The 2,012-nt window shown below is 36.7% G+C and carries 2 protein-coding genes; both read right to left on the bottom strand.

Translation table 11 applies throughout. The annotated features are described in order from the left end of the window. Nucleotides 1-964: 964 nt before the first annotated feature. Nucleotides 965-1,414 (bottom strand): hypothetical protein, encoded by a 450-nt coding sequence (locus ACFILL_RS06185; protein ID WP_273791317.1) that lies wholly within the window; start codon nt 1,412-1,414, stop codon nt 965-967. 44 nt (nt 1,415-1,458) lie between these two features. After that, on the bottom strand, nt 1,459-1,824 hold the full coding sequence (locus tag ACFILL_RS06180) for a hypothetical protein (protein ID WP_273791326.1): 366 nt from the start codon (nt 1,822-1,824) through the stop codon (nt 1,459-1,461). Nucleotides 1,825-2,012: the final 188 nt, after the last annotated feature.

The following is a 2,012-nucleotide window of genomic DNA, read 5'->3' as shown; positions in this document are numbered from 1 at the left end:
GTATTGAGACTTAACAAAGGGTGTTGACAGAAAAGATTGCCTCTTTGCTGGGATTTAAGTAAGGGAATACAGAGAAAACCGCATCCGTGTATTTTAAGAGGCAGTTCTTTTATGAAGAACGCAATGTCGTTGTTTTATTTAATTCACACTTATATTTAATATTGTTCAATGTATTTATGCCCATTTCGCGTTGGTGTTCATGAATTCTATTATGTGAAATTCATCGGCTATCTTTGCTTAATAAAAGATGTAAGCTGGGCGTTATTGCTTTAATTTTCAATGTTGCAACAGTTCTTCTTTTGATACCGGATCATTCATAAGAGGTATTTTTATTCATCCATTTCCTTGCTGGGATATGTAAAGAAATGATTTTGATTCAGTTTCTTACGAACAGATTTGAAAGGGAGAATCATACAGTATTTGAGATTCTCGTTTGACATGCAAAATAAATCATCACTATAAATTAATATGTTGAATTTTTGCACTCAAGAAGAGGTATTTCTTGCACGTTTATTAGCTTTTCCCAAGTGATGTCAGTTTTCTTAAAAATGGGAATGCGTTGACAGAAAGGTTTCTTCTTTTCCAAGATTTAAGTGAGGGGATACAGTAAAAAACGCGCCGTCGCCCGTGTGGTGTATATTTAATGCTTATCACATTGATTTATAATAATAATTCATTGTTTTGAATGTTAGGTGAGAGCCCCTAAGCCCCTAGAATTCTCTCATGTCCAAATTTGTTCCATGTTGAATCAACAAAAAACATTCGCTTGCACGTTGCAAACGGGGAGAGCCCGTGTGGATAAATTTGTATAAGAAAGGAATAAAAATGGCTCTTATGAACTCTCTCTAGCGCCAAGGGCTGTTGGCAACACCCACGAGTTGGCAAAGCGTGTGATAGTGTCGGCTTGCAGAAAATGTTAAATCTTCAAGGATGCTATGTTAAGCGCTTATTGATGTTAGTTTTCTTAATGAGGCATTATCTTCGAACTCTCTTTTGTTGTTTCAACAGAAAGAACGGCGATTAGAGCACCGGTATGATAATTGTAAATCATAAATTTTGTTTGTCCATCAGGGGTTAAAACTTTCAGTACAATATTGTGTTCTGAGAGGCTTTGCGACAAAATCTGTGTTTTTTCCGGTAGAGAGAGCGTATGATGGATAACGTGTGGGTTTTTGCTGGGAGAGGAAGATAACTCGGTTTGTTTTGGCGCTGATCCGGTTGTTATCACTTTATAAACAATTAAAAACAGTACGGTTAGAATAAGGAAAAGCGTTATTAAAACGGAAATAATCATTAAACCCATAAGTTTTTTTCTCACTCGTTCTACGGCAGGGTCTAAAGGGAGATCTTGAGGCAGAGAATTTTGCTCTGTGTGATGGTCTTTTGAAGGTTGCATTCGCTTATTATCCATCATGTCTTTCATTGATTATTTTTTTGAGATCTGATGGGTTTATGCTTTTAAAGTTTTTTGTGCAAGAGGTTTGTGGAAGAAGAATGCAAAAGAGGAAGCGATGTTGGTAAAATATCTTCTTTGTGGACTGTAGACACCTTGTCCTTTACGTTTTGGCTTTTAAGAAGAAAATTTCCATGGTTTGTTACAGACCAGATCAAGTTTACTTCTTGTTGATGCAAATTTGCATGTACGTTTATACATTGGGCAAAAATTTGTTGTCCATAAAGTGCAAACTTTTTTGTGGACGGTACCATGGCTTGTTCACAAGCTTGAGCCGTTGGATAGATTTTAACCATTGTATTGTTCGAATAGCAACTATTAAAATCATCTGTACATGAAACTAATAAGAGGATAAAAACAAGGGGATTCATCAATTATTTTCCAAATGAGAGGTTGACAGAGCGGACTCCAATTTGTCAGCCTAGGGGCTTCTTCACTGTTAAACGCTTTCAAAGTTTTTTAGTTCCCCTTTGAGATGGGTTTTCCCCTTTGAGATGGGTTTTCCCCTTTGAGATGGGTTTTCCCCTTTGAGATGGGTTTTCCCCTTTGAGATGGGTTT

Origin of the sequence: Bartonella sp. AP20NXHL (assembly GCF_042196165.1) — a bacterium.
Lineage (GTDB): Bacteria > Pseudomonadota > Alphaproteobacteria > Rhizobiales > Rhizobiaceae > Bartonella.
Note: the sequence above shows the minus strand (reverse complement) of the source record. Positions and strands in the feature narration are given on the sequence as shown.

What these genes read in the sequence shown, in the direction of transcription:
- ACFILL_RS06185 (WP_273791317.1), bottom strand. Translation starts at nt 1,414, where the DNA reads ATGATGGATAATAAGCGAATGCAACCTTCAAAAGACCATCACACAGAG.
- ACFILL_RS06180 (WP_273791326.1), bottom strand. Translation starts at nt 1,824, where the DNA reads ATGAATCCCCTTGTTTTTATCCTCTTATTAGTTTCATGTACAGATGAT.